This window comes from Moorena sp. SIO4G3, from assembly GCF_010692305.1.
GTDB lineage: Bacteria > Cyanobacteriota > Cyanobacteriia > Cyanobacteriales > Coleofasciculaceae > Moorena > Moorena producens_A.
The window spans coordinates 1-6,998 of record NZ_JAAHIG010000436.1; the positions used below are offsets into that span (position 1 = coordinate 1).

A 6,998-nucleotide genomic window follows, 5' to 3' on the forward strand; every position below is an offset into this window, starting at 1 on the left:
GGGTTTGGAATTGGGCGTTAGGCATGTGGAACTTTGCTTATAAAGAAGGACTAAAACTTTCAACTAACAAGCTCAAAAAATTCTACACCAATCACGTTAAGCCTCAATATCCGTGGCAATCCACTCTGAGCTCAAGGGTTTATCAATTCGCCTTTATGTACTTAGCGGAAGCGTTCAAAGGATTTTTTCAAGGTACGTCTCAACATCCTAAGTTCAAGAAAAAAGGTAGAAATGATAGCTTTACTCTTGATAACTGCGGCCGGATAATGGAGTTTTCAGGAACTCGATTAAAACTTCCCTTTATTGGATGGGTCAGTACATACGAACCTTTACCGGAAATCCATACTAAGAGAGTTACAATCACTCGAGTAGCTGATTCTTGGTATCTGTCTGTAGCCTACAAGTTTGAACCTGAACACACCGTAAAATCTAGAGAATATCTGGGTGTTGATGTTGGGGTTAAAGTTCTTGCCACTTGTTCAGATGGAACGGTTTTTGAAAACCCAAGAGCTTATGAAAAAGCTAAGAAAAAATTAGCTCGACTCCAACGAGAATTATCTAGAAGACAGATAGGTTCTAAAAACAGATATAAAACTCAACTGAAGCTAGCAAAAGCTCATCAAAGGGTCGCTAATATCCGGAAAGATGCCATCCATAAACTAACCTCCTGGCTAGGCAAGAACCACGCTGTCATCGGGTTAGAGGACTTGAATGTGTCCGGTATGTTGAAAAACCACAAGTTAGCCGGTGCTATTGCTGATTCTGCCTTCTATGAGATTCGTCGCCAACTGGAATATAAGTCCGAGTGGTACGGTTCACAATTAGTTTTTGCAGATCGGTTTTATCCATCAAGTAAGACCTGTTCTAGTTGTGGTCACATTCAAGAAATGCCACTAACACAACGAGTTTTTAGCTGCTTCGCTTGCGGTGCACTCAAGGACAGGGATTACAACGCAAGTGTGAATTTAGAGCATAAAGCCCACGGGCTTCTCGGTGATAGCCTGTGTTAGTGAGTAGGGCCGACCCCTCACGCAATCCACTTTTGTGGAGGAAGCAGGAAGTAAACTTCATTACGACCCTTTGTGTCGTGTTGTGTCAGTTTTATAAAGCAGTCTGTATCTACTTGATTAGACTTCGCCGTAGTGGTTGGGAATAGGGAACTTCGGATATCGGAACAGAACTATAAATACATATCAAGTAGGGACGTATGGCGTGCGCCCCTACAGGTTGAGTCACTCCCTAAGTCCTGTTATAGTTTCTCAATAATCAATAACGTTTGTGTCGTAACTCAGCTTTAGGTGAAACCGCCAGCCCAGATATATCGCCCCGGTTGGACTCGTTTCCAGCCTTTAGATTCACATCCTTTAGTTAAAGTGTTACTAATGGATTTACGGGCTACATTTTTCTTCTTAGGATCCAAACCATTAGGATAAAGCACGTCCAAAACATCTGCGGCACTCATGATCTGTGGATAGTGTTCTCTTAACACAGAAGCCACTAGCTCATATAACGTCATATACTTTAATTGCTCTAACTTAGGTAGCGGAGAAGGCCGACGAGCTTTGCTTTTGGCAGGCTTTCTCTGAGGTTTATTGGTAGAAACTAAATCGGGCAAATCTTCAGCAGAAAAGGTGTAGCAATCTGGAGAGTCAGGGTCAGAGTGCCATAACCCCTGGCTCTCTCCTTTCAGCAAGATGGATTTGACCAGAGAAGTTTTCGAGGCAATATCCTCTTTGCCCAACTCTCCAAACAGCTCCCTGATCAGGTAATCAACGTGGAAGATCGTACCCCTATGAGTTTCTAGGAGTTGCTCAATGGCTTCTGTAATCCTCTGCTCCTGGTAATCGAGTTGTTGTTTGAGTGCTAATGGTGACTCATCTAATTCAGTTTCAGTGGAGAAGTCTGCAGGCAATTCAGCTACTGGCGTGGTGAGGTAGTATTTTTCCTGCTGGTTGTGGTTGCGATTTCCAGGAGGCAGGAACTTGTTGGAATTGTTTTCTGGTAGAGCTAATGCATTGGTATTTAGCAACGCTTTAGCATGGCTAAGCTGTTCTCTTGCAACTGTGGCAGCTTGTTCATGATACTCCACCATTTGTCGGTAGTAATCAACCAAATCTGCTAACATGTTTTGACTTTGCGATGGTAGCGATGGCTGTGATGGAACATAAGACATCTACTTTTTTCCCCCAGATTCGTTAGCGTGTTGATAGCGAAGACACTTTCTGGCTACTCCTTTGCAGCGATTGCCATACTTGGGACAACAGGTAGCATAAGTCTCCCTCTCTGCAGGCGAATTGCAGTAGTGGCAAATGAACTTGTAAACCCGTGTATGGATAGTACGCCTGTGGGCTCTTACTTTGTATTCTCGAACAAAAACTTGTTTACTGGGCATGATTGTTTAGATAATTTACTCCTTAAAGAGTAACAATGGGTTACTAATAAGTGAAAGGAAGCCAATTAACACTGCTTGTGTGTTCTTTTTGAACTCTGGGGCAGCGTCAAGCACGGGGGATTCTACGCAGAAGGGGATAGCGGATGAAACTGGAAGCCTCAACCATAATCTTCGATTTAGTTGTCGGTACTTCACATAACTCCCATAGCAAGGGCAGTAGGAGTAATACCTTTGACTCCAATTTGATCTAACATCCTCACACAATAACTGCAAGCTGTACAATAGGGAACTGCCGCCAGATTCCTCTGGAAAAACGGCAGCTGATGGCATCGATTCTGATTGGCTATGTGACCCAATGCTCACAACACTTCGATTGGGAGCACTCACATCTGTCCATACCAAGTCATTTCCCCTAAGTAGAAGGTCATGGTCGATAAGCTAAATGCGCGCTCGGTGTCTAGTGATAGACTATTCCATATCTAGTCTAGGTTTGACCTTAAGCAGTGTGCCATTCTCCCGCTTGTTAATTGAATTGTGTGATCAACAATTACCTGTTTAGTCTCCATCGCCTTTTGTTTCAACTCCTCCGGCACTTTCTCGCCAAATTTACCGAGATTATTCCCTAAATTCTCTAAATATATAATGTCTGGTTGCTCAAATCCCAGAGTATAGACTTTTTTTCCCTCCCTTTTGGTAATGGGTAATGAGTAATGGTCCTAGGATTACCGATTACCCTGAGCCAATCACCCAACAATCCGATGTGGCATCCCTTTTCAAGAAAGGGTATCAGAATCGGCTCTTCCTCTGGCTCCCCCATCCGAAGTTCCTAACAGAGCATATATAGCACTACGCATTAAAGTTAGGACATTGATACAAGCTGAAAACCTTCTGTAGTAAACTTTTGCCTCTTGCCTCTTGCCTCTTGCCTTGGGCGTAGCGCTATAACCCCCTTCGCTTTCGCATCCTACTGCGCACCGGAGCCACGCTTCACGTCTATGGCTCCCAAGCGGTTTATCAAAAAACTGCTATTGCTCATCCCTAACAATTACAACCAGATTAGCAACTAACAATTACTATTGACCAATCCCCAGAATTGATTAGATTGTAAACCACTAACTTATCCATCTTCTGTCAGTATCCGAATGTAAGAGATAATAAATATAAGAGTTTATCCAGACATAGAAAATGTTTAAAATTGATTGATCATTTCAATGATATCGATAAATCCGAGCCACGATATTATTTTCACTAAAACCTTGCGCCAAAAAAGCTATAATTTTAAATATCAAAGGTTTCCCAAAACCTAGTATGTAAAAAAAATATGAAATTACCACTAAGTATTTTATAAAACAATTAAATAGCAATTTCGGGATATACATATAAAAATTAATCGATAAAATGTGGTAACTTAACTAATTTTATATTATTTATTATAGTTAATAACTCCTATTAGTTGATTTATATCAACGCTATAAATTAATACATATTTTTTTTATATATAGTTTTGTTAAGCAGTTTTATCAACGTCATTAACATTATTTTTTTGACGACATCTAGTTTCAGATAAACGCTCTAATATTGGTTTAAATAATTGCTTAATTGACTCGAGAGTTTTTGATTTTTGATTGGCGTCTATTTTTGGCTGCCGAAGTTTATTTTTGTCGAGTTTTATTACCAACTCTAAAGCTTCTTTGTGTTGGTTAATTTCTTCTACAACTATTTTTCGTTCCTGTTCAGGATCTGTTATTGTTGCTGGATCCTCTTTTCTTAACGTAAGTTGTTTAGTATTGTTATACAAGGGGATAGGGTTAATCCCATATACCATTAGGATTTGAAGATTTTTTCTGGCGGCCATGAATTTTTTGCTAGCGGCTACTATGCCTCTACTTAGACAAAGGGAAGCTATGGAAAAAATTATGGCTACAACAAAAGCAATAACGGGTATTAACTGATCTGCTGATCCGGATTCGTTGCTGACTAATACGGCTTGGAAATTCAAAAATATATCTCCTAATAGCACCAGCCAAATTATAGATAATCCATTAGTTAATGGTAAAGGTATCTTAATTTTTTTTGTCAGAATTCCAGAGCCATCTACTATAGAGGTTATGGGTAAAGCACCTGTTACCAATAAACTGATTAAATTCTTAGTCTCAATCCCAAATATTTTATCACCCTTGGACAGAGCAAGTCTTTCCCCAAACGAATAATCTAATAGAGCAAACTGTCCAAAACTAGAAATGATTAACAGTGCTGAAAATATCAAAATTATTATGATTTGAAGTCTTTTTTCTCGGCGATACCAATCTTCAACCTTTTCACGCTCTTTCGGCTTTTCAATATAGTTTTCAGACTTGGTAGCTGCTGGTTCAAATTCCGTCATATCTGATCACATCATTAGTTGAATCTATTCCGGTGAAGCATTGGAAGCCTATACTTTTGGTTTAACCTCTAATTTATCGTCCAAATCCGCAAAACCATACTAGTGTAAAATGTTATTTTTTTTTAAATCATCCGGTATTTCGCAATAGGTATCTTCTGAACTAGGAGTATATTTTTCGAGGTATTCTCCATCCAGTATTGACTCAAAATACTTATCAAGATGGATTCCCCCTATATCATCTATCTGGTTTAATTCTTGTTGAATTTCATTTTTAACAGTTTTACCATCACGAAATGCATTACTTGATTGAATACTTTTTCTATCTTTTTGTCTTAAAATTTCTTTTAAATTGGGATAGTTTTTGGGCTTAAAATAATAAATCCCTTCAAATAAGTCCCAGGTGTAAACTTGAAGGTTAACATTTGGTTCAGCATCTTTGATTTCAAAGGGCAACGAAATTATTAAAATAACAGTTTTAATTTTAGGGTCACGAATTTGGAGATTTCTCTCTAGACTTAAATTTAGAACTTGTTGATCATCTTCTCTAGACCATTTCCAAGCTAAGCAACTAGCTTTTTTATAAATCCATCTGTCGTTATGGTTATCAATACGTCTGATATAAAAACTTTTAGCTTGATGAGAAAATGTCAATAATGTTATAATATTGGGAGTATATCTCTGATCTAGTAAACTATTGCTATCTTTAATTTCTGGTCTTGAGTTGACAGGAACTCTCAAAACCAGCTTTTGAGGTGAGCATTCTTGATTGCCAAAAATCTCGCTATAGATAGGCTCATTAGACTGCACACTTATACTTCGAGCTTCTTCAGTTTGAATGAGACAGGGAGTAATTTTAGGGCTACAGGATTGTAGCCCGATACTATTCAAGATAAGAGTGACAATAATTCCTAGGTAGCGGTGCAACCCCAGCGAGGTGCCCTCGCCATGGGAACGCGCACCAAGACATCGGAAGAGTTTATTCATGCGAAACTGTACCATGAAATGACTTGAAAGATGCTTTACGCTAGCATCCAGTTAAGCGTTCATGCCTACAGGATTACTTAAGGCATCTTTTGCCAACCTGGGACGATCTAGGATGGAAAGGGTATGCGATCGCGTTAGATACATCTCACTAATGATCTTCTAAGGTCACCGCAGACTTCCGGATTGTTGGCAAAATTAGCATGTTTGTCGTTTTTCCAACTGCTCTAGTAGCCCTTCAATGTTCTGAATTTATACTTCCGCTTCTGCCTTGCGATTCCAGGCTGATTGAATCAGTCGGCCAATAATTTCCTAGGTGCGCTTTCCACATCCAATTATTTAATTCGCTCAAGGTGCGCTTTCCAGCATTTGGTCTGGGCAACTAGACGAGGGTGGTTTTGACTTCTAGCAAACTGCTCTACTAACTCGCTGCGACTGCTCTTCCACCTGTTGGCCAATTTGTCTAGTTTCTTAATCCTGCTCAGCGTTAACATGTTTGTTGACTCGGATTTTATATTCTCCTTGTGTTGTCTGTGTGTTTCTCATGTCTTGGGCTGATCGCCTACACACTCAAGTTATATAAGACGCTTAATTAAGTTATATAAGACGCTGATGTAAGTAATCACGCTTTATAACTTAATTAACATAATTACACACATCTATTCAGATTAAGTCTATAAGTAGCCCATCACTCTGTTCGATGAAGATGGGACTACAAAACTTTCCCTAGAATACAACAAGCAATTAATAGGAGTGCATCAATGAGCTATAAAGACGAACTATTTCCTTGGCGCATCATTCGCCATCTGCCTAAATGCCAGCGAATCGTTGTCGCTCGCTTTCGCCGCCGCAATCAAGCAGAAGCCCATCTACAAGCACTGCGCTGCTTAATACCAGATGCTCGCTTCACCCTCATGTTCGACATCACATTAGATGATATTGTCCCAGCTATCGCTATGACAAAGCACTCATCTTTACCTAATCATCAATAAAACCAAATGCTTGGCTGTGATCACTGTTTTATTTCGCCCCATTAAAGCGCCTAAGAAGTTTGCCATTAGTGACATACTCCCACACGCTCATCAGAGATTACAGTGTGGGCTTCTTGCCAACTCCACCCAACGGTATCGGCTTTCGCCGACGCTGCGCGAACGGATACGTAGGCTTGCTTTATTGACGACACGGTCAGAAGTTACCGCTTAAAGAGTGGAGCCTTTATGGTTAGTCGGCTATGCATAAAAG

At 40.0% G+C, this 6,998-nt stretch carries 6 protein-coding genes; 2 read left to right on the forward strand and 4 right to left on the reverse strand.

Annotation, left to right across the window (positions count from 1 at the left end):
- On the forward strand, nt 1–1,010 hold a 1,010-nt coding region (locus F6J99_RS39165; RefSeq protein WP_293121476.1), incomplete at its 5' end, for an RNA-guided endonuclease TnpB family protein.
- Between the two features lie 284 nt (nt 1,011–1,294).
- On the opposite strand, the gene F6J99_RS39170 is transcribed toward F6J99_RS39165, so the two are convergent.
- The 3 genes from F6J99_RS39170 to F6J99_RS39180 all read right to left on the reverse strand — a co-directional run bounded on the left by F6J99_RS39170 (nt 1,295) and on the right by F6J99_RS39180 (nt 5,759).
- Nucleotides 1,295–2,173 (reverse strand): hypothetical protein, encoded by an 879-nt coding sequence (locus F6J99_RS39170; protein ID WP_293121478.1) that lies wholly within the window; start codon nt 2,171–2,173, stop codon nt 1,295–1,297.
- A 1,726-nt stretch (nt 2,174–3,899) separates the two neighbouring features.
- Nucleotides 3,900–4,775 carry an O-antigen polymerase gene (locus tag F6J99_RS39175; RefSeq protein ID WP_293121480.1) on the reverse strand — a complete coding sequence of 292 codons (876 nt, stop codon included), beginning with the start codon at nt 4,773–4,775 and terminating at the stop codon, nt 3,900–3,902.
- A 99-nt stretch (nt 4,776–4,874) separates the two neighbouring features.
- Complete coding sequence (locus tag F6J99_RS39180) at nt 4,875–5,759, reverse strand: hypothetical protein (RefSeq protein ID WP_293121482.1); 885 nt, start codon at nt 5,757–5,759, stop codon at nt 4,875–4,877.
- Between the two features lie 758 nt (nt 5,760–6,517).
- Here F6J99_RS39180 and F6J99_RS39185 point away from each other — a divergent pair.
- A complete protein-coding gene (locus F6J99_RS39185; protein ID WP_293121484.1) occupies nt 6,518–6,748 on the forward strand; it encodes a hypothetical protein in 231 nt (76 codons plus the stop codon).
- A 65-nt stretch (nt 6,749–6,813) separates the two neighbouring features.
- Here the strand turns inward: F6J99_RS39185 and F6J99_RS39190 are convergent, their stop codons facing one another.
- Nucleotides 6,814–6,939, reverse strand: a complete 126-nt coding sequence (locus F6J99_RS39190) for a hypothetical protein (protein WP_267876302.1) — start codon at nt 6,937–6,939, stop codon at nt 6,814–6,816.
- Nucleotides 6,940–6,998: the final 59 nt, after the last annotated feature.